The 21,296-nt window shown below is 45.5% G+C and carries 16 protein-coding genes; 8 read left to right on the top strand and 8 right to left on the bottom strand.

Annotated features, from left to right (window positions below):
- Positions 1-46: 46 nt before the first annotated feature.
- From gcvP to R7P35_RS04540, 3 genes are all read right to left on the bottom strand, one after another.
- Entirely contained in the window at positions 47-2,911 is a 2,865-nt protein-coding gene (gcvP, locus tag R7P35_RS04550; RefSeq protein ID WP_042520777.1) for an aminomethyl-transferring glycine dehydrogenase, read from the bottom strand.
- A 126-nt stretch (positions 2,912-3,037) separates the two neighbouring features.
- Positions 3,038-3,418: a glycine cleavage system protein GcvH gene (gene gcvH, locus R7P35_RS04545; protein WP_005376432.1), complete on the bottom strand. Its 381-nt coding sequence runs from the start codon at positions 3,416-3,418 to the stop codon at positions 3,038-3,040.
- A gap of 53 nt (positions 3,419-3,471) precedes the next feature.
- Positions 3,472-4,767, bottom strand: a complete 1,296-nt coding sequence (locus R7P35_RS04540) for a serine hydroxymethyltransferase (RefSeq protein ID WP_042520786.1) — start codon at positions 4,765-4,767, stop codon at positions 3,472-3,474.
- A 379-nt stretch (positions 4,768-5,146) separates the two neighbouring features.
- On the opposite strand from R7P35_RS04540, the gene R7P35_RS04535 reads away from it, so the two are divergent.
- On the top strand, positions 5,147-5,770 hold the full coding sequence (locus R7P35_RS04535; RefSeq protein WP_005376429.1) for a helix-turn-helix domain-containing protein: 624 nt from the start codon (positions 5,147-5,149) through the stop codon (positions 5,768-5,770).
- A 260-nt stretch (positions 5,771-6,030) separates the two neighbouring features.
- On the top strand, positions 6,031-7,149 hold the full coding sequence (gene gcvT, locus R7P35_RS04530) for a glycine cleavage system aminomethyltransferase GcvT (protein ID WP_042520787.1): 1,119 nt from the start codon (positions 6,031-6,033) through the stop codon (positions 7,147-7,149).
- A gap of 70 nt (positions 7,150-7,219) precedes the next feature.
- Here gcvT and vdeR read toward each other — a convergent pair whose 3' ends face one another.
- The gene (gene vdeR, locus R7P35_RS04525; RefSeq protein WP_005376423.1) at positions 7,220-7,948 is read right to left on the bottom strand and encodes an efflux transporter transcriptional repressor VdeR; all 729 of its coding nucleotides are present in this window, start codon (positions 7,946-7,948) and stop codon (positions 7,220-7,222) included.
- A 160-nt stretch (positions 7,949-8,108) separates the two neighbouring features.
- On the opposite strand from vdeR, the gene R7P35_RS04520 reads away from it, so the two are divergent.
- The 4 genes from R7P35_RS04520 (at position 8,109) to R7P35_RS04505 (ending at position 14,188) form a co-directional block, all read left to right on the top strand.
- Positions 8,109-9,182, top strand: a complete 1,074-nt coding sequence (locus R7P35_RS04520) for an efflux RND transporter periplasmic adaptor subunit (protein ID WP_017820965.1) — start codon at positions 8,109-8,111, stop codon at positions 9,180-9,182.
- Positions 9,182-10,243 carry an efflux RND transporter periplasmic adaptor subunit gene (locus R7P35_RS04515; protein ID WP_005376420.1) on the top strand — a complete coding sequence of 354 codons (1,062 nt, stop codon included), beginning with the start codon at positions 9,182-9,184 and terminating at the stop codon, positions 10,241-10,243. The genes R7P35_RS04520 and R7P35_RS04515 overlap by 1 nt, the downstream gene beginning before the upstream one ends.
- Positions 10,243-13,302, top strand: coding sequence for an efflux RND transporter permease subunit (locus tag R7P35_RS04510; protein ID WP_042520792.1), 3,060 nt, complete (start codon positions 10,243-10,245; stop codon positions 13,300-13,302). The genes R7P35_RS04515 and R7P35_RS04510 overlap by 1 nt, the downstream gene beginning before the upstream one ends.
- Before the next feature lie 175 nt (positions 13,303-13,477).
- A complete protein-coding gene (locus R7P35_RS04505; protein ID WP_042520795.1) occupies positions 13,478-14,188 on the top strand; it encodes a hypothetical protein in 711 nt (236 codons plus the stop codon).
- An 82-nt stretch (positions 14,189-14,270) separates the two neighbouring features.
- Here the strand turns inward: R7P35_RS04505 and fruA are convergent, their stop codons facing one another.
- Genes fruA through fruB form a run of 3 tightly spaced genes read right to left on the bottom strand, consistent with a single transcriptional unit; the run spans position 14,271 to position 18,143 of the window.
- Positions 14,271-16,010: a PTS fructose transporter subunit IIBC gene (gene fruA, locus R7P35_RS04500; RefSeq protein WP_042520796.1), complete on the bottom strand. Its 1,740-nt coding sequence runs from the start codon at positions 16,008-16,010 to the stop codon at positions 14,271-14,273.
- A gap of 18 nt (positions 16,011-16,028) precedes the next feature.
- Positions 16,029-17,000 (bottom strand): 1-phosphofructokinase, encoded by a 972-nt coding sequence (gene pfkB, locus R7P35_RS04495; RefSeq protein ID WP_318091739.1) that lies wholly within the window; start codon positions 16,998-17,000, stop codon positions 16,029-16,031.
- A gap of 9 nt (positions 17,001-17,009) precedes the next feature.
- Positions 17,010-18,143, bottom strand: coding sequence for a fused PTS fructose transporter subunit IIA/HPr protein (gene fruB / locus R7P35_RS04490; RefSeq protein WP_005386065.1), 1,134 nt, complete (start codon positions 18,141-18,143; stop codon positions 17,010-17,012).
- A gap of 373 nt (positions 18,144-18,516) precedes the next feature.
- On the opposite strand from fruB, the gene cra reads away from it, so the two are divergent.
- The gene (gene cra, locus R7P35_RS04485; protein WP_005386066.1) at positions 18,517-19,497 is read left to right on the top strand and encodes a catabolite repressor/activator; all 981 of its coding nucleotides are present in this window, start codon (positions 18,517-18,519) and stop codon (positions 19,495-19,497) included.
- A 17-nt stretch (positions 19,498-19,514) separates the two neighbouring features.
- Here the strand turns inward: cra and R7P35_RS04480 are convergent, their stop codons facing one another.
- Positions 19,515-20,468, bottom strand: a complete 954-nt coding sequence (locus tag R7P35_RS04480; RefSeq protein ID WP_161441378.1) for an endonuclease/exonuclease/phosphatase family protein — start codon at positions 20,466-20,468, stop codon at positions 19,515-19,517.
- A 226-nt stretch (positions 20,469-20,694) separates the two neighbouring features.
- On the opposite strand from R7P35_RS04480, the gene R7P35_RS04475 reads away from it, so the two are divergent.
- A complete protein-coding gene (locus R7P35_RS04475; protein WP_005376400.1) occupies positions 20,695-21,228 on the top strand; it encodes an RNA-binding S4 domain-containing protein in 534 nt (177 codons plus the stop codon).
- Positions 21,229-21,296 lie beyond the last annotated feature (68 nt).

The following is a 21,296-nucleotide window of genomic DNA, read 5'->3' as shown; positions in this document are numbered from 1 at the left end:
AGGCGAACCAAACGGTTCGCCTTTGTCGATTTAGAGACTACAAAAATTAATCTTCGTAGTTATCGATGCTTGGGCATGAACAGATTAGGTTACGGTCGCCGTATACGTTATCTACGCGGTTTACCGTTGGCCAGTACTTCCAAGATTTGGTCGCTTTAGACGGGAAGCAGCCAATCTCGCGAGAGTAAGGGCGGTCCCAATCTTCAGCTGAAAGATCAACTTGAGTGTGTGGCGCGTTAACAAGTGGGTTGTTATCCAGTGGCCATTCACCGTTTTTCACTTTCTCCATTTCTTCGCGGATAGCGATCATCGCATCACAGAAGCGGTCCAGCTCTTCTAGATCTTCCGATTCCGTTGGCTCAACCATTAGCGTGCCCGCTACAGGGAACGACATAGTTGGTGCGTGGAAACCGTAGTCCATTAGACGCTTCGCGATGTCTTCTTCGCTGATACCTGTTTCTTCTTTCAGCGGACGAATGTCGATAATACATTCGTGCGCTACGCGGCCATTTTTGCCACGGTAAAGAACAGGGTAGTGTTGGCGAAGTGTTTCCATCACGTAGTTTGCGTTCAGAATTGCTACTTTTGTTGCATCTGTTAGGCCAGGTTCGCCCATCATTGCGATGTAAGCCCAAGAGATAGGTAGGATAGAAGCGCTACCCATATCTGCTGCTGATACTGCGAAATCTGCGCCTTCTACACCGTCTTCAATATGCCCTGGTAAGAAAGGAGCTAGGTGAGATTTCACACCGATAGGACCCATACCCGGACCGCCACCACCGTGCGGGATGCAGAAGGTTTTGTGTAGGTTTAGGTGAGAAACGTCTGAACCGATGAAGCCTGGTGATGTTAGACCAACCTGCGCGTTCATGTTAGCGCCGTCTAGGTAAACCTGACCGCCAGCGGCATGAACCATTTCACACACTTCTTTCACTTTCTCTTCGTAAACGCCGTGCGTAGAAGGGTAAGTGATCATAATGCTTGATAGGTTGTCTTTGTGTTTCTCGATTTTCGCTGCTAGGTCGTCGATGTCGATGTTGCCTTCTTCATCACACTTAACCACAACCACTTTCATTGACACCATAGATGCTGTCGCAGGGTTAGTACCGTGCGCAGAGCTTGGGATCAAACATACGTTGCGGTGACCTTCGCCACGGCTTTCGTGGTAGCGTTGAATCGCGATAAGACCTGCGTACTCACCCGATGCACCAGAGTTTGGTTGTAGTGAGAATGCGTCATAGCCAGTGATTTCACATAGCTTTTCTTTAAGATCTTTTGCGAGTGCTGCGTAACCAGCTGCTTGTTCTGCTGGTGCGAACGGGTGGATCGAACCAAACTCAGGCCAAGTTACTGGAATCATCTCTGCTGCTGCGTTCAGCTTCATCGTACAGCTGCCCAGTGGGATCATGCCGTGCGTGAGTGAGAAGTCTTTGTTCTCTAGCTGTTTTAGGTAACGCATCATCTGTGTTTCGCTGTGGTGCGTGTTAAACACAGGGTGTGTTAGATATTCTGTTGTGCGGCGCAATGCTTCTGGAATGGCTGCAAACTCGTTGCCTGCGATTTCAGTTGATAGTGCTGCGACTTCTTCTTTCACACCGAATACTGCGAATAGGGCTTCTACATCTGCCACGGTTGTGGTTTCGTCGAAGCTCACACCTAGCTGAGTACCCAACTTACGTAGGTTGATGTCTGCGGCTAGTGCTTTCGCGTATAGGTCTTCAGTTTGTGCACCTGTGTTGATAGTGATGGTGTCGAAGAAGCTGTTGTGAGCAAGCTCGAAGCCGCCTTTAGTTAGGCCAGCGGCTAGGATGGCTGTCATGTGGTGCGTACGACGAGCAATCGTGCGTAGACCTTCTGCGCCGTGGTAAACCGCGTAGAAAGACGCCATGTTCGCTAGCAGTGCTTGAGCAGTACAGATGTTTGAAGTCGCTTTTTCACGACGGATGTGCTGTTCACGCGTTTGCATTGCCATACGCAGTGCTTGGTTACCGTTGGTATCGATAGAAACACCGATAACACGCCCAGGCATTGTACGCTTGTGCTTATCACGAGTTGCCATGAAAGCAGCGTGTGGACCGCCGTAACCCATCGGCACGCCAAAACGTTGTGCTGAACCGATTGCTACGTCTGCGCCCATTTCACCTGCAGGTTTAAGTAGGGTAGAAGCAAGAAGGTCCGTTGCTACAGTCACTAGTGTTTTGTTTGCTTGCGCTTTAGCGATGATGTCCGTTAGGTCACGAACTTCACCTGTTGTACTTGGGTATTGAACTAGTGCACCGAACACGTCTTGCTCTGGTAGTGATTCTAAAGAACCAACCAAGACTTCAAAGCCGATGAATTTCGCACGAGTTTTTACCACTTCGATGGTTTGTGGGTGAACGTCGTCAGCAACGAAGAATACGTTGCTCTTGCTTTTACCCGCACGCTTACAAAGTGTCATCGCTTCTGCTGCTGCCGTTGCTTCATCGAGCAATGACGCGTTCGCGATTTCCATACCAGTAAGATCCATCACCATTTGTTGGTAGTTTAGAAGTGCTTCTAAACGACCTTGTGAGATCTCTGGTTGGTAAGGGGTGTAAGCAGTGTACCAGCCCGGGTTTTCCATCACGTTGCGTAGAATCACATTCGGCGTGAAGGTGTTGTAGTAACCCTGACCAATGAATGTACGTTTAACTTGGTTCTGATCGGCGAACTTACGCATTGCTGCCAGCATGTCTGCTTCGCTTTTCGCTTCTGCCAAGCTCATTGGTTGCTCTAGGCGAATTTGTGCTGGTACGGTTTCGTCGATAAGCGAATCTAGGCTAACTGCGTTGATCGCTTCCAACATTTTCTGTTGGTCAGATTTGTTTGGTCCATTGTGGCGAGCAACGAACTCGTTTTGTGTGCTGAGGCTTTGAAGTAATTCAGTCATTGTCCTTTACCTACTCCTTGGTTCGGGTAACGGATTTGCGTTACTGATAAATTAAATTATACGTCCGAACCTAGAAAAAAAGCTGTTCTCTAAACAGGTTAGGGAACAGCTTTCGTCACATCCTAATTACTCTTCTTCGATAGAGTTTAGGTATTCGTCTGCGTCTTTCAGGTTATCTAGTTCAGATACATCAGACATCTTCACTTTTACGATCCAGCCACCTTCGTACGGCTCTTCGTTAATTAGCTCTGGGCTGTCTTCTAGTTCTTCATTGATTTCTACGATTTCACCAGTGATTGGTGCGTAGATGTCTGACGCTGCTTTTACAGATTCAACGAGAGAGAAGCTTTCACCTGCTTCAACTTCGTCTTCTACGTCTGGTAGGTCAACGAATACCACGTCACCTAGCATTTCTTGTGCATGCTCAGAAATACCAATTGTTACTGTGCCGTCACCGTTGTCACGTACCCACTCGTGGCTATCTGCAAACTTCAGTGTTTTGTCCATTGCTTAATCTCCGAATAACTTGTCAGGAATTATTATGATTTCAAAAAAATCGTTTACTGGTATAGAGGAAAGCGACTGCAAAGTTCTTTTACTTCTTTGCGAACGCGTTTTTCAACTTCTGCGTCACCTTCAGGGTTGTTCACTAAACCGTCCAGTACGTCACCAATCCAATTACCGATGAGTTTGAATTCTTCAGCGCCAAAGCCGCGGCTTGTACCCGCAGGCGTTCCTAAACGGATGCCCGATGTAATCATAGGCTTCTCTGTATCGAATGGGATGCCATTTTTGTTACATGTGATCCCAGCACGCTCTAGAGCTTCTTCTGCTTTATTGCCTTTCAACCCTTTCGGACGAAGGTCAACCAGCATTAGGTGCGTGTCTGTGCCACCAGTTACGATGTCGCAACCGCGAGTTTGCAATACTTCCGCTAGGACTTTTGCGTTATTGATCACCGAATCAATATAAGTTTTAAATTCAGGGCCAAGCGCTTCACCAAATGCGACCGCTTTGGCTGCGATAACGTGCATCAGTGGGCCACCTTGTAGGCCAGGGAATACGGCTGAGTTGATTTTCTTAATGATGTCTTCGTGGTTAGTAAGAATCATACCGCCGCGAGGGCCACGCAATGTTTTGTGTGTTGTAGTCGTAACAACGTGTGCGTGTGGCAGTGGGCTAGGGTGTGCGCCTGTTGCGATAAGACCAGCGATGTGCGCCATGTCGACCATAAGAATTGCATTTACTTCGTCTGCGATTTCACGGAATTTTGCAAAGTCGATAGTACGTGGAATAGCGCTACCACCTGCGATGATCATTTTAGGTTGGTGCTCAAGTGCAAGCTCATGAACATCTTCGTAGTTAATTTCTAGTGTTTCGCGATCAACACCGTATTGAACTGCATTAAACCATTTACCAGAAAGTGCAGGGCGTGCACCGTGCGTCAGGTGACCACCTGCGTCTAAAGACATACCAAGAATGGTGTCACCAGGTTGAAGCAGTGCCAGTTTTACTGCGCCGTTTGCTTGCGCGCCTGAGTGTGGTTGAACGTTTGCGTATTCACAATTAAAAAGTTTTTTTGCGCGTTCGATAGCAATGGCTTCCACTGTATCTACGTGCTCACAACCACCATAGTAACGGCGACCTGGATAACCTTCAGCGTATTTGTTTGTTAGGCATGTGCCTTGAGCTTGCATTACCGCTTTAGAAACAATGTTCTCAGAAGCGATAAGTTCGATTTGTTCGTTTTGGCGAGCGGATTCCGCTTGAATTCCAGCAAAGACAGCATCATCTGTCGCAGAGAGGTTGGTAGAGAAAAAGTTTTCCAAGCTGTGGTTAGGGTAACTCTTATTCATGGTAGTTGACCTTCCAAATCTGAAAATGAACCCGCAATAGATGAGTTATGATTTGCGGTTGTGGTTCATTTGTCCTCAAAAACAGCTGAACTGCGTAGCAGAACAGAGTGAACATCCGGCCCTAAATTTGGGCAAAAACTCCGTTGGATTGCGTGTTTCCTTTACCAATCTCTTACGGAAATATGCATCTCTACATCTAACAAGTTGGTAACATAGCGCCTGTGACGGGAACAATCAACCAAAAATTTCCTATAGGAAACAAGATTTCAAAATTTGTTAACAAGAGCACGCTTTAATTCACTTGGTGGACTTCTATCCACTATGTGCTTCATGCACAATGCGAGTAAGACAAAAAATATGGATATCTATAGAGGGATTTATGGCAGAAAGTATTTACGATGAATACCCATCGATGACGTTGGCAAAAGAGCAACATGACCAAAATATCGAGCCGTTAAAACTGGGCCAGCGTATTAAGGATATCCGCTCGAAACTCGGTATCACATTAGAAGAAGCGAGTCAGCGAACCGGGCTTGCTCGATCTACACTGAGCAAAATAGAAAATGAGCAGATCTCCCCGACGTTTCAAGCGATGCAAAAATTGGCACTAGGCTTACAAATTGACATGCCACAACTCTTTGAGCCACCTAGAAAAAAGGTAGCGACAGGGCGCAGGGATGTTACCAAGAAGAATGAAGGTAAACCACACCCAACACAAACCTATGAACATGAACTGCTCGCGACACAACTTTCCAATAAGAAAATGATGCCGTTTAAGAGCCAAATTCGAGCTCGTAGTTTTGATGAATATAAAGACTGGGTTCGTCATGACGGCGAAGAATTTTTACTTATCTTATCTGGTGAGGTCATGTTCTATTCTGAGTTTTACGAACCTGTTGTTTTAAGCGAGGGAGACAGCGTTTATTACGATGCAAATATGGGACATATGTTGACCAGTGTTAGCGAGGAAGATGCGCTCATTTTGTGGGTGACAGCCAAATAGTGATAAATACTTGTAAATTTCCTATAGTGAAAGCAAACGATTGCTGTTGGTGGTCGTTATGATGAAAAAGCGCTTTTTTGATGAGAACTTACTCATTAAAGCGCTTTTTTTGTACGATTTGTTGTGATTAAAATGTTAAGAGTCACACTTTTGCAAGTCGATCTACGTCTTGTTCGTGCAAAATAGAATGAGCCATGTTTATTATTGGAAACACATCGAATGCCGATAGCATTCTCGGGTCTATCTAAATGGAGACGAAAATGACTCAAGAACTACTGAAAACACCACTACACGCACTTCACGTTGAAGTTGGTGCCAAAATGGTCCCGTTCGCGGGTTACGATATGCCTGTTCAGTATCCTCTAGGCGTAAAGAAGGAACACTTACATACTCGTGATGCGGCAGGTCTGTTTGATGTTTCTCACATGGGACAGCTTCGCCTAATTGGTGACGGTGCAGCTGCGTTCCTAGAAACATTAGTCCCAGTGGATATTGTGGATCTTGAGTCTGGTAAACAGCGTTACGCTTTTTTCACTAATGAAGAGGGCGGCATCATGGACGACTTGATGGTGGCTAACCTAGGTGATCATCTGTTTGTGGTTGTGAACGCAGCATGTAAAGCGCAAGATATCGCACACCTACAAGCGCATTTACCATCTGGTGTTGAGCTAGAAATTATCGAAGACCGAGCTCTACTTGCAATCCAAGGCCCTAAAGCGGCGGCTGTATTGGTGCGTTTTGCACCAGAAGTTTCTGAAATGCTGTTCATGGATATTCGTAAAGTCGATATTTTAGGCGCCGAGTGCATTGTTTCTCGTAGTGGTTATACAGGCGAAGACGGTTACGAAATCTCGGTTCCTGCTGACAAAGCGGAAGAGCTAGCACGTAAACTGACTGCGGAAGATGAAGTTGAATGGATTGGCCTTGGTGCTCGTGATTCACTTCGTCTTGAGTGTGGCCTTTGTCTATACGGTCATGACCTAGACACAACAACAACACCCGTTGAAGCGAGCTTGCTATGGGGGATCCAAAAAGTTCGTCGTATTGGTGGTGAACGTGAAGGTGGTTTCCCTGGCGCAGACATTATTCTTAAGCAGATTGAGACTAAAGATGTGGCGCGTAAGCGTGTGGGTCTAGTAGGTCAAACCAAAGCGCCAGTGCGTGAAGGTGTTGAACTGTTTGATGCTGACGGCGTTAAAATTGGCGTTGTAACCAGCGGTACGGCGGGCCCGAATGCAGGTAAGCCAGTCTCAATGGGGTATGTTCGTGCGGATTTGGCGGCGATTGGTACTGAAGTGTTCGCTGAAGTGCGTGGCAAAATGCTACCAATGACAGTTGAAAAAATGCCGTTCGTACCACAACGCTACTACCGTGGTTAAAACGAATTGAAACAAAAATGCCGAGCTTTGTAGCTCGGCATTTTTATGTCTTCTTTTCGCTTGTTTGCTTTTAGTTTACTGCTTCATCAATAGTACAGCACATATCAATAACGATATCTTCAAGCTTTTCCGGATGAATCATCTCTTCTTTTGGGATCCCAAATTGAGAGGCCATAATGGTATTAAACAATTCCCAATGCTTGATCAGCAGTTTTTCGCGATTATCTGCAATATCCGGCCATGTTTCTTGCATCATTGGCGCGAGACTGACAGCACCATGTGCGAAGATCAACATTTGCCACTTTGATTCCCACTGATCAAATTGTGCATTAGGGTTTTCGCTGTTGTACTGCTCGAAAATTCCGGTAAATATTGCAGCGAACTCATCTTTTGACTTTAAGAAATACTGCAGTAGAGCACCGTCATCGCCTTGTCGAATGGCATCGGCGATCATCTGTACTGGATGAGGATTGACGAGAGCAAATGCTAGCATGCGAACCATAAACAGATAAATTTTTCTATTCGAAGGTGTGTTCTCCGGCATTTCATTGATGAGTTCAGCCATATAGCACTGCATGAACTCGTCCATTGCATCGCTAACCGCTTGCCAGATTTTCTCTTTGCTGCCGAAGTGGTGACGGATCAAACTATGTGAAACACCAGCCTTTTCACTGATATTGCGCAGCGAGACACGCTCGTAACCAAGTTCACAAAACATATCTGCTGCCACTTTAAGGATCAGACACTTAGTTTGTTCTGCTGCTTCAGCACTTCTACGCCCCTGCTTTCTTTCATTCATAGTTCGAATTTTCCCGAATATTAATCACGCGCTTACTTTTACCAGAAACCGAACGCTTTGACTAATTAATTTGCTATCCACCTGGAAAATATGTTGATCAATTTCAAATTCTGCTTATACTGCACAGCTGTGTAATATATAAAACCTACGGAGAAAGCGGGTGCGAAAACAATATTTAAAGCGCACTTTAGTTGGCGCAGTGGTGACATTAAGTCTTTCTGGGATGCTAACTGGGTGTAATAAAGCCATTTCTGAGCCGTCTGAACCTTTAATCAAACCTGTAAAATTACTGGCGGTGAAAGACCTAGAACTTGAAGACTCGCACGCCTTTTTAGCGCGTATTGATGCAACACATCGCGCGCAGCTTTCTTTTCAGGTTGGTGGAGAGGTTGATGAATTACGTGTACGCATGGGTCAAAAAGTCCAAAAAGGTGAAGTGCTCGCAACGTTAGACCCTAAAGATCTTCAGCTTGCGTTAGATGCCGCTCAAGCGCAGTACGCGTTAGCGAAAACACAATGGGACCGCGCGAAAAACCTTTACGGAAAAAAACTCATTAGTACTGATGAGTACGATCAGAAAGAAACTCAATATAAAGCGGCATTGGCGAACTACGAACAAGCTAAAACCGATTTGAGCTATACCAAAATTCACGCACCGTTTGATGGCATTGTGTCATATACCTATGTCAACCCGTTTCAAGTAGTAGCAGAGAAGCAGGAGATCTTGAATCTCATTGATAACACGACGTTGGATGTATCTTTCACCTTGCCAGTAAGTTATGCGGAATCTGTATCACTTGAGTCACTGCAAAACTCCGATATGTGGGTGACGATGGATAGCGAGCCAGGAAAACGTATTCCTGGGCAATTTAAAGAAATTTCGACGCAGCCAAACATCGATACCAATAGTTATGAGGCGATCGTGACCATCACTCGACCAGAAGATCGCAATTTGCTGACAGGTATGACTGGGCAGGTACACATTGCTAAACAACATGTATCGGACGCGATGACGTTACCTCAGTCTGCTTGGGTCAACAAAAATGGGACGCAAGGTGAAGTTTGGGTAATGGACAGAAGCACGCAGCAGGTCAATAAAGTCACTGTGTCACTTGACGCAGCAGGTGGTGTGAAAGCCGGGCTTGATAACAATGATTACGTTGTTATTGCTGGTGTTGAGAGACTGGTTGAAGGACAAGTGGTGAAAGCTTGGGTTCGTGAGGGAGGCATTTAATGAAACGTTCTCTACTTACGATCTCTGCGATTGCACTTGCAGTTTTAACAGGGTGCAAAAATGAAAACCAAGCTATCGTCGAGCAGCCACTTTTTGTGTCGACTATCTCGGTGGATGCACCAGTACAAAGTCAACATCGCGCGTTCAAAGGCATAGTAGTGCCTGCAGAGCAAACGCCAATGGCATTTCGCCGCGCTGGGGAAGTTCAGCACGTATTGGTTAAAGCGGGTGACGTTGTTAAGCAGGGGCAAATGATCGCAAAGCTAGATGATAGCAAAGAGAAGCAAGCCGTGAATGACGCAGAAGCACAATACACACTTGCAATTCGTCAGCTTAAACGCGGTGAAGACTTGCATGCACGTCAAATGATTTCAAAAGCGGAACTTGATGAGCTAACCGCCAATAAAGAGCTAGCTGAGGCTACTTTCTATAACGCGACCAATCAATTGAATTACACCCGTTTATTCGCCCCGTTCGCCGGTAAAGTATCCGATGTTTTCAAAGAACGTTTTGAGCGTGTGGCAATTGGTGAACCCGTGTTAAACCTATACCAAAACGATTTGGTTTACGTGCGTATTGAGCTTTCCGACAATGTTTTAGCGATGGTAGACCCAAACTCAGACAGCATGAGCTACAAGCCTAGAGCAACCTTCTCCGGCATCGATGGCAGATTTGCTTTGGACTATTTAGAGCACACAAGTGAACCCAACGCTGAAACTCAAACCTACGAAATGTACTTGACGATGCCACAGCCAAAAACAGAGATATTGCCGGGAACCAGCGTAAGCGTTTTGGTCGATATGGTGAAGGCGGGCATTACCTCTATTGATGGTTACAGTGTTCCTGTCACGGCGCTTCAAGCAGGCAGTGAAGGGAATGAGTTCTTTGTGTGGAAAAAAGAAGGTGACATTGTCACACGAGTGCCTGTCATGATTTCTCAAGTGAATGGCAATGGAGCCATTGTGTCGTCAGGTGTTAGCCAGGGCGATATTCTGATTAATTCAAATCTGCGTAAATTACGCGAAGGTAAACATGTGGATGTTGTGGAGAATAACCAATAATGAACATTGCTGAGTATTCAATAAAAAACAAAGTCATCAGCTGGTTGTTCATTATTATCCTTGCTGTTGGTGGTTTAACGTCATTTTTGGAGCTTGGACGATTAGAAGACCCGGCATTTACGATCAAAGATGCCATGATCATCTCAACATACCCTGGCGCGACGTCAAAAGAAGTTGAAGAAGAGCTGACGTATCCTCTAGAAAAAGAGATTCGAAAACTCCCTTATATCGACAAAATTACCTCTACGTCTTCTAATGGTATGTCTCAAATAACGGTGAGCATGGAAATGGACTATGGTCCTGATGAACTGCCGCAAATTTGGGATGAAATGCGCCGTAAAATTAATGATTTACGACCATCATTGCCTCAAGGTGTTCAGTCTTTACAGATCATTGATGATTTCGGTGACGTTTATGGCGTGATGTTAATGCTCACTGGTGACGATTACGACTATGTAGAGCTGAAACGTTATGCGGATTACCTGACCCGTGAAATCGAGCTTGTTGATGGTGTTGGTAAGGTAGACATCACGGGCGATCAGCAAGAAATGCTATTCGTTGAGATCTCACTTGATCGCCTTGCTGCACTGAACTTAGACATGAATGTGGTTTCGAGCTTGTTGAACCAGCAAAACAATGTGGTTTCAGCAGGTGAAGTGATGGTCAATGGCGAAAGCCTTGTTATTCGCCCAAGCGGCACCTTAAACACTGTAGAAGCACTAGAAAATCTGATCATTCATGGCCGTGACACAGGAAATCTAATTCGTCTAAAAGACGTAGCAACGATTTCTCGCGGTATTCAAGAGAAGCCAAGCAACGTCGTACTCTTTAACGGTCAAAAAGCGATTAATATCGGTATCTCGTTTGCATCGGGTGTGAACGTGGTTGAGGTTGGTGAACGTTTGGATGCGGAGCTCGCGAGCCTTGAGTCTATCAAGCCTGCTGGCATCGATATGAACTACTTTTACAACCAAGCCAATGAGGTGGATGAATCTGTTAAAGCGTTTGTAATTAGTCTAGCGGAGGCAGTGGCGATCGTAATCATTGTGTTGCTGTTTACTATGGGTTTACGCAGTGGTGTCATCATTGGAGTTGTGTTGTTATTGACGGTATTTGGTACCTTCATTTTGATGAATTACAACAACATCGAACTGCATCGTATTTCTCTTGGCGCGTTAATTATTGCCTTAGGTATGCTGGTTGATAACGCGATTGTTGTCGTGGAAGGCATATTGGTTGGCCTAAAGAAAGGGCGTACCAAAGTTCAAGCGGCTGTCGATATTGTAAAGCAAACACAATGGCCTTTGCTGGGCGCAACTGTTATTGCAATTACGGCTTTTGCACCTATCGGTTTGTCGCAAGATGCGACAGGTGAGTTCATGGGCTCTCTATTCTGGGTGCTGTGTTTCTCACTATTTTTAAGCTGGATTACCGCTATTACACTGACGCCTTTCCTTGCCGATCTTTTGTTGAAAGAGGAAAACAAAGAGCAGGGTACTAGCGAAGATGATCCTTATAAAGGCTGGTTGTTTGTCGTATTTGGGGCATCACTGAAATTTGCATTGCGATTCCGCTGGCTTACCGTTGCTGGCATGGTGGCGCTATTAGTGGGTGCTGTCGTGGCATTTGGTAATGTAAAACAGCAGTTCTTCCCACCATCGAATACGCCGATGTTCTACGTGGATATGTGGATGCCAGAGGGTACTGACATCCGTGAAACGATTAAAAAAGCTGAAGAGGTCGAAAGCTACATTCGTCAGCAAGATGATATTGACTTTGTTTCTGCTTCGATTGGGCAGGGCCTACAGCGTTTTGCTTTAACCTATCAACCAGAAAAAAGTTACGAAGCGTACGCGCAGTTCCAAGTTCGCGCGACTGATCGTGAGAAAATGTTTGGTTTACTGCATAAGTTAGATGAGAATCTGGCGAAAACATTTGATGCGCCTACGTTCCAGTTTAAATTGATGGAATTTGGTCCATCACCAGCGTCTAAGATCGAAGCGCGTATTACTGGCCCTGAACCACAAGTTTTACGTGACTTGGCGGTGCAAGTTGAAGACATCCTTCATACCGACCCTGGTGCTCGAAACATTCGTCACGATTGGCGAGAGCGCACCAAGGAACTTGTACCCGCTTTCAATGAGTCTAAAGCTCGTCGCTTAGGTATTTCGAAAGAAGATCTTTCAAGCACACTGCAAATGGCGTTTGGTGGTAGCACCTTAGGTTACTTGCGTGATGGTACACATACGTTGCCAATTATGACACGTCTTCCTGAAGAAGAACGCGTAGATTTTGAATCACTACAAAACGTGACCATTTGGAGTCCTTCGTTGCAAACGTATATTCCGGTTGATCAAGTGATTGATGGCGTTCAACTGGATTGGAGTGAGCCGCTAATTCAGCGTCGTGACCGTAAGCGTACGTTAACCGTTCTCGCGGACCATGATGTGTTGAGTGACGACACGGCAGCAAGCTTATTTGCTCGTGTACAGCCTAAAGTGATGGCATTGCATGTTCCAGAAGGATACGAAATCACATGGGGTGGTGAGTACGAATCATCCAAAGATGCACAAGAAGGCCTATTCGGTTCATTGCCGATGGGTTACTTGTTGATGTTCATCATTACTATTTTATTGTTTAACTCAATCAAAAAGCCGTTGGTAATTTGGTTCACCGTTCCGTTAGCGATCATTGGCGTTGCTTTTGGTTTGCTTACCACGAACATGCCGTTCAGTTTTACAGCATTCCTTGGTTTGTTAAGCCTAAGTGGCATGATTTTGAAAAACGGTATTGTGTTGCTTGACCAAATTAACCTTGAGTTGGAGTCAGGTAAAGATCCTTACCTCGCGATTGTTGATAGTGCGATAAGCCGCGTTCGTCCGGTAAGTATGGCTGCGCTAACAACTATCTTGGGGATGATTCCACTGGTCTTCGACGCCTTCTTTGGCTCGATGGCAATAACGATTATGGCAGGTCTTGGTTTTGCTACTGTACTGACACTGATAGTGGTGCCAGTGATGTTTGCAATTCTGTTTAGGGTAAAACCGATCACTGCATAGGGACTCCTGGCTATTTGCCAGCTTCCTGCCTAGCCCTGAAGGTTTTCTTCGGGGCTTTTTTGATCTTACTAATATATACCAAACCATTCATTTGCTTGATTTTAATGATTTTCTTACGATTACAATGCAAATCATGCGTATACTGATGTAACGACACATCAAAGATTGAGATTACATGAATAAGCGCATATTAAACGGACTCTTCTTCGTTGGTTCTTTCACCTTGGTTGGCTGCACCGCGACGGATAGCATGCCGACAGAAACCAAACAACCTGCCCCTAAAATTAACAGTGTTAGTGCCGAAGTCATTTCCAGTTGGATTGATAGTAAGGTTTTAGCCCCTGAAGGGCTGTCGCTCGAGCAAGACAACCTACGTTATCTATCGGGTAGCGCCGACCTAAACAGCGACGGCAAGGCAGAACACATAGTGTTGCTTCAAGATCGCTATTTCTGTGGTAGTGGTGGCTGCTCTGCATATATGTTTGATAATGAGGGAAACGTTATCAATCGAATGTCGGTAACTCGCACGCCTATTGTACTAGCCGACAGTTACAGTAATGGTTGGCAGGACTTTATCGTTTGGAGTAATGGCTCATATCGACTCATGAGTTACAACGGTGAATCTTATCCAAGTAACCCGTCACTAGAGCCAAAGGTGGATCGAGACGCTAACCAGCAGGCGGCAATCGCAAATGTAATGGCGACAGAGCTTTATCAGCAAGATGGCTATGACATTCTGCCCGCAGATTCAAAAACCTTGTGGACGCCAGCTAACGTTTACCACTTTACCTTCAAGCACTACGGTGACCCGCATAGCGCTTATCAAGCAACGGTGGATATGAACAGTGGGGAAGTAGACATTGTAGCCGTTCCGGCTGCGGAATAAAAAACACCTCCCTTAACCGGAATTAAAGGGAGGTGCTAAATGCCAAATTCGAGGGTGGCATTGTTAACCGGAGTCGCTCTAATTAAGCTGCGACTTCTTGTTTCGCTTCTGCTTTGCTTTTTAAGAATGCGTAAGTAAAGCCAGTTACCGCTGTACCTGCTGCAATAGCCACCAAATACATTAATACTGGTGAAATTGCGTTAGGAATTAGCAGCACGAATAGACCGCCGTGTGGTGCCATTAATTTCGCACCGAATAGCATCGATAGGGCACCAGTAAGCGCGCCACCGGCCATACAAGATGGAATCACGCGCATTGGATCTTTCGCAGCAAATGGAATTGCGCCTTCAGAGATGAAACACAGTCCCAAGACAAATGATGCTTTACCAGCCTCACGTTCATTTTGTTCAAATTTGTTCTTCGCAATGAAGGTCGCTAAACCCATACCTAGCGCAGGAACCATACCTGCGGCCATGATTGCCGCCATTGGCGCGTAAGTTTGTGAAGCCAGAAGGCCAACACCAAATGCGTAAGCGGCTTTGTTGACAGGGCCTCCTAGGTCGAAACACATCATTGCGCCAAGGATAATACCCAGTAGTACTGCACTGTCAGAACCCATGTTGTTTAGGAAGTCAGTCAGGCCGTTCATGATGCCTGAAACTGGGCCGCCTACGATGTAGATCATCACAAGACCAGTGAACAATGTTGCTACAAATGGAATGATCAGAATCGGTTTAAGCGCCTCCATCGATTGTGGCAGTTTCACCTTATCTGCGAGGAGTTTCGCTGCGTAACCGGCAATGAAGCCAGCTGCGATACCACCTAGGAAACCAGCACCCGTTGAACTTGCTAGCATACCACCAACAAGACCGGGAGCCAGACCCGGACGGTCAGCAATTGAGAACGCGATGTAACCAGCAAGTACAGGAATCATCAATGCGAATGCAGAGCCACCACCAATGTTCATCAAGGCTGCTGCTAGTGTGCCTTCTTCTTTAAATGCTTCAATACCGAACACGAAAGATAGTGCGATGATCAAACCACCTGCAACGACAACAGGAAGCATGTGCGAAACACCCGTCATTAGGTGTTTGTAAGCGCCTTTTTTCTCTTCGGTGGTAGATGAAGAGTTAGCTGAACCAGAATGTTGATACACCGTGGCTTGCTCGAATGCTTTGTCCATCTCTTCGGCTGTTTTCTTCAGAGCTGGGCCTGTTTTCGTGCGGTACATCTTTTTTCCGTTAAAGCGATCAAGTGGCACTTCAATATCCGCAGCAATGATCACCAGATCGGAATCTGCAATTTCTTGCTCAGTCAGTTGGTTTTTAGCGCCAACTGAACCACGAGTTTCCACCTTGATTTGATGGCCACGACGCTTGCCTTCTTCTTCTAAAGCTTCTGCCGCCATAAAGGTATGCGCAACGCCAGTAGGGCAAGCGGTGATTGCAACAATTTTCTTCGCTGCTGATGTTGTATCTGCAGTGATAGGGGCTGCAAGTGTGGTTGCTTTTTCAAGTAAAGTGGCGTTTTCAACCGCTTGCTGGAGAAACGCAGTTGCGTCTTTTGCTACTTCGCTAATTTCCGCTTGGTAAACCTTTTTTCCTACAAAACGGGAAGTGTCGACGCTAGTATTTGCCGCAATGACAATGACTTCTGCTTGTTCAACGTCAGCTTCCGTCAATAGTGTTGGTTCAACCACACTTGATTGACATTCTATTTTGGCATTCCAGTTTAATTTTGCGGCGGCTTGTTCTAGTAATCCTGCCGCAAGGATGCTATTTGCTACACCGCTCGGACAGGCAGTAATAATGGCAATATTCATACGATAACCTTCTGTTCCTTAGTTTTGTTCTAAGTTTGTAATAGGGTAAAGCGCGCTAACTTCAGTTTGTCGCTTGATATTTTCCAGTTCTTCCTGACTGGTTAGCCCTACGCCAACTTGACTAACTGCCAAAGCAGAAAGTGCCGTAGCGAAGCGCAATAAATCGTTTTTAGGCATCAGTTGCATGTGGCCCCAACACAAGCCAGCGACCAGCGTATCGCCTGCGCCAACGGTGCTCACGACATGCATTTGAGGCGGTTTTGCACTAAGCCATTCGCCTTGGTTGAGCCACATAACACCGTCAGGTCCCATAGAAACCACGATGTTTTCTATGCCTTTGTCGCTCAGTGTTTGCGCTGCAGCTTGGCACTGTTCAGGTGTTGCTAGATGTTCGCCAACAAAATCACCAAGTTCTTCATCGTTAGGTTTAATTAACCATGGGTGAGCATCAATACCTGACTTCAATGCGGCTTTGCTACTGTCGAACAACACCTTTTTGCCTTGTTGATGCAGTGCTTCTATCCATGCAGCGCATTGCTCTGCAGTAACACCGCCCGGTAGGCTGCCTGCCAATACAAAGTAATCGTGTGTTTCAGCAAGGCGGAATAGGGTTTCTTCAAAGCGCGCGATTTCTTCTGCCGTAACTTGAACACCAGGGAAGTTAATGTCACTAACGTTTCCATTAGCCTCAACGAGCTTGACGTTGATACGAGTTGCACCTTGTACTTCTACAAACTCATTCTTAACGCCGATGTCATTGAAAAGCTGATGGAATAGCTCAGGGTTATCTTTACCAAGAAAGCCGGTAACCGTGACATCTGCGCCTAAATCGCTCAACACTTTTGCTACGTTGACACCTTTACCTGCAGCGTGGAGATTGCTTTGCTGTACTAAGCTCACGGAACCAACGTTTAGTTCATTTACTGAACCTGTTAAATCCAATGCCGGGTTGAGCGTAATAGTGACAACCTTATTTGTTTTGTTTGTCATATCGGATCCTTAACCTTCACCAAGGCCAGAAGCGATTGCATTTCCGATAGACTCCAAGGCTTGCGGCGCATCAGGGCCTTCTGCTGTAAATTGAAGTTGGTGACCGTGCTTAACGCCCAGCGCGATGACTTTCATTAGGCTCTTCGCGTTTACTGCTTTTCCATCTCCGTCTAGGTTGGAAACACGTATAGTGGATTCAAACTTTTTCGCTTCTGCGACTAACATTGCCCCCGGACGAGCATGTAGGCCGTGAGAGTTTTTGATTTTAAATACAGCGGTATTGCCTTCTTCTGAAGATGCAGCTGTGACTTCTTCACCTTTGAACAAAGCAAGAATCTGTTCTACTGATGCATCTAAAAGCTTGCCGTGTTCATTGTTAAACACAATATTAGAAAGCGTTTTTAGGATAGGTTGGTGAGCATTGTTACATGCCGCGAACGCGACAAGTGCACGCACTTTTTGACCTTCATATTCGCAGTCGTTTGCCGTCGAGACAAATGACACACCTGTGCGAGTGACATGTTTGTCACTGCCAATTAACCACAGGCCATTACCTAAGTGAGTTGGTTGTTTGGTAACGAGATCAGCAACGAATTCGTTATCAGCACATCCCGTATTTTTCAACAGACCACCAGCAACAGCACTCATCTGTAGCATGTCGCTCGCAGGGAACATCAGTTGAATTAAAGAAGCGTCAAAGTCTGCTTCAAGCTGAACATCACCGTGCAGTAGGGCGATGATCTCGTCTTCGTTTTTTGCATTACGCAGACGTTCTTCTACGCCATCTGCGCCTAGCACTTTGGTGAGCTGTTTAAGAATGCCAAGGTGCTCATCAGATTTAGCTGCGATACCGATAGCGACGAACACAGTATTGCCATCACCCCAGTCGACACCTTGTGGGAAGTGGTGCACAGCAACACCCGTTGTTTTCACCATTGCACGAGTGTCGGTTGTACCGTGCGGTATGGCAATACCGTTCCCCAAAAACGTAGAGTTTTGGTTTTCACGGTTTAGCATGCCTTCAACGTAACCTTGCTCAACTAGGCCTTTATCAGTCAGGCTATGAGCAATACTCTTTATTGCTTCAAACTTATCTGTCGCTGATTGCGAGAGGGTAATGTCGTTCTTATTTAGCTTAAGCATGGTGCTTCTCCAGCCTTAAGGTATCAATTTAAAAATGTATTCTGTGTGAGAAGTTGAACGCCGCTTCTTCTGAGCACTTATCACTCCTCAAACCTTTTATCTTTCAAGCTAAATCGATTCAGCTTGTTGGTAAATTTTTTAAAAGACTCAGAAAAACTGTTTTAAAAACTGACGTTAACAAACGAGCCTTTGCCGCTGTCCTATAGCCTAGCTCACAAATTGGTTTGTTGCGTGTTCGGGTGATTTACGTCAATTTTTAAGTTTTGCTGAATCCTTTCAGCTTTCATACTGAATCGGTTCAGCTTATAATTCAACTTATCGAAAGATCGTTGATGTATTAATATGATCGCGCGCACAGAATAAGGTTTAGAATATGACACTGGATGAAATAGCCAAATTAGCGGGTGTTTCTAAGACAACTGCAAGCTATGTGATTAACGGAAAAGCGCAGAAATACCGCATCAGCGAGAAGACTCAGAAAAAGGTGATGGCCGTTGTAGATGAGTACAATTATAAGCCAGATCATGCGGCGTCTTCCTTGCGGGCAGGTAATTCACGCTCATTTGGGCTTATCATCCCAGACTTAGAGAACACCAGTTATGCGCGTCTTGCAAAGCTGATAGAGCAGAACTCTCGGAAAGCGGGGTACCAAATTTTGATTGGCTGCTCTGATGATGATCCTGATACAGAGCAAAAGGTGGCGGAAGCATTAGTCAGTCGTCGCATTGATGCGTTGTTTGTGGCAAGTGGTATGCCCACTGCAAACGAGTATTACCTTAAGTTGCAAAATTCTGGTACGCCAGTTATCGCGCTAGACCGTCCAATGGATGATGAGCACTTTTGTTGTGTCATCAGCGAAGATTTTGACGCCGCACTTGAACTCACTCAGTCAGTACTGTCAGAGGATATTAAGTCCATTGGCTTAATCGGTGCATTGCAAGATCTTCAAGTCTCAAAAGAGCGTGAGCTCGGTTTTCTATCTGCTTCTCAACAAGGTGGCAAAACGGCAACAGTGGGTTATGGACAACACTTCTCCCGGGAAGAAGGCAAGAAAGTCTTAGAGAGATGGTTAACAGAGAACGCATTGCCAGATGCCATTGTTACAACGTCATACACACTGTTAGAAGGTGTGTTGGATGTAATGCTAGAAAAACCAGAACTGATGGGAAAGGTGCGTTTAGCGACATTTGGTGATAATCGACTGCTGGACTTCTTGCCTGTGAAAATCAACTCTTTGCCTCAACAGTTTGAGTTGATCGCGGACAGCGCAATGGAGTTAGCACTCAACGCTTCCGCCAAGCGTTACAAGCCTGGCGTAGAACTTATCCCGCGTAAAATTGTGAAACGTCACTAAGTAACTAAATAGGTTGCTCAAAGCTTTACTTCAGCCGTCAGCGCCACAAATGCGTGGTCGCTGGCGTTTTTATCTCTGTCATAAATCGGGTTGATCAGATGTTGGTTAGACACCTGATAGTCAACAACCTCGGCAACCGATATATCTGATAAGGTATCAAACTCTTGTGAGAGCAAGATATAGTCGAGTACATTCCCAGTGGAAAAATGATAGTGCGTGGCTGGGCGTTCATCCTTCAGGGGGGCACTTTGCAATAACCAACCATCTTTGAGTTGTAATTCAGTGACGCTGTCACCAGTATTGGATACCAATGCGCTGTTAACGCTGATAGGAGTGATAGGTTGATTCATATCGCCCATTAACACTGTCGGCATTGGTTCTTTTCGATACCTCTTTTGCATCGCGTCTCTTAACATCGCTGCTTCCCAGCCTCTTTGCTGGGTGGATAACCAGCGCCCAATAATCGTGCTAGACGTTTCTGGTTGTTCTGAGTCGGCCGGGCGTTGAGATTTCAGGTGCGTTACGTAAACGGCGATATGACCAAGTACAGGATGTATTACTTGGGCATAGATAGGTTTGCGACTGAACTCTGGAACAACACTTACTCCAAAAGGCTCAAGCGTTGCTAAGTCAAACTCTACCGCTTGTACTTTTTCTATTGGAAACCGAGATGCTATTGCCACAACAGGGCTTGAGTAAATGTACTCATCCTCAACATGTGGAGTGTCAACGGTCGCAAAGTAGGGGTAGCCGATGGTTGAAAAGAATGCCTGGGTCTTCTCGATACTGAATACTTCTTGTAAGCCAATCACGTCGCCTTCCAGTTTTTCAACTTGACGTTGCGTCCACGAAAGTTTGTCTCGCCATTGCTCTAACGAGTATATGTTCTCGAAATCATAGTAGGCGTTAGGCGGTGCGACAAAATTAAACAAGTTCGCAGTGACAAAGGTAATTCTACTTGGTTGAGACAAAGTATTCGCTCTTTTCAACAATAACTTAGAGAGTATATACCTTCAGGTTGCGTAATTGCATCTTCGTTTGAGCTACGCATCGGTATACAAGCTAACAAGCGACAAGTTAAATGGGTTAAGAGGTGCTCAAACGCCAAGGCGAATCGGTGATTGAACATCGGCAGAGGTTTCTATTTTTAAGCATTGCGTTTAAACTTCAGGGCATCAAATAGTAAGAGTAAGTAACATGACCCAAGATTACGACCACGAAGAGTATTTAGAAGGCGAAGAGATTGAGATCGAAGCGATTGGCATCGATGTTGATGCGCATCCAATCGAACTGTACAAGCTTTTTAAAATCGCAAACTTGGTCAGCGGTGGCGGCGAAGCAAAACATATCATCGAGGAAGGCTACGTTGCGGTGAATGGTGAACTAGAAACACGTAAGCGCCGCAAGATGTATGATGGTGACTTTTTTGAGTTTAACCAGGAATATTATGTTGTGGTTTGCGATGCGCCAGTAACCGAACCTGAAACGGCAGAGCAAAAAGCAGAAAAGAAAGCGAAAAAAGAAGCACAGTCTTCTCGTAAAGATAAGTCTCGTCAAAGTAAGTCACCTAAAGCCTCTGGGCCTAAATCAACAGGCCGTAAAGCGGCACATAAAGAGCGTAAAGCGCAGAAAGAAGCGTTGTCTCAGTCTGCTAAGAAAGGCAAAAAAGAAGACAAACCGCAAGCCACTCGTGATCCGAAGAGCGGACGTAATTCTATTGATTTTTTCTAGGGAAATGAACGCTTAACTAAATAAGTGACATCTGAGTAAAACTAAAAAGCGCCGAGCATATTATATCG

The sequence above is a fragment of the Vibrio sp. Vb0304 genome (assembly GCF_033338995.1).
Taxonomy (GTDB): domain Bacteria; phylum Pseudomonadota; class Gammaproteobacteria; order Enterobacterales; family Vibrionaceae; genus Vibrio; species Vibrio alginolyticus.
Note: the sequence above shows the minus strand (reverse complement) of the source record. Positions and strands in the feature narration are given on the sequence as shown.